The sequence below is a fragment of the Rahnella perminowiae genome (assembly GCF_019049695.1).
In the GTDB taxonomy this organism is placed as follows: domain Bacteria; phylum Pseudomonadota; class Gammaproteobacteria; order Enterobacterales; family Enterobacteriaceae; genus Rahnella; species Rahnella perminowiae.
Genome location: NZ_JAFMOT010000035.1, coordinates 1 through 407, shown reverse-complemented (window position 1 = coordinate 407; position 407 = coordinate 1). Strand labels below are relative to the sequence as shown.

Genomic DNA, 407 nt, shown 5'->3' with positions numbered 1-407 from the left:
AACCTGAATTTGCAGGGATCACGGCATCTACGAAATTAAAATGACCTTCGAGCTCCTGCCCTGAAACCTTCGGTACAGAAAGACCATTGTCTTCCTTGATCAGATTATAAATAGACTGTGTATTCCCGGAAAAGAAAAGAATATCATTTTCTTCAAGAACTTCTTCCGGTGATACTGGAGAAATGATCTTTTCATCACGAAAGATCTCAACAAGGAAAACATCCTGAAGGTTACGAAGCCCTGCATCCTTAACCGTTTTACCGGTCAGTTTCGAATTCTCGGTTATTTCAGTTTCAATGATATATTCCCGGAGATGTTCACGCAGACTTTCAATTTCATTCGGATTAGAAGGGAGCAATTTATAACCTATGAAATACAGATAGACCCAGCCTACCAACGTTACTATT

General features: G+C 39.6%; 1 protein-coding gene. It reads right to left on the bottom strand.

All coding sequences use genetic code 11. The annotated features are described in order from the left end of the window. Positions 1–407 (bottom strand): TrkA C-terminal domain-containing protein (locus tag J1781_RS00150; RefSeq protein ID WP_217232991.1); only part of this gene is annotated, 407 nt, incomplete at both ends.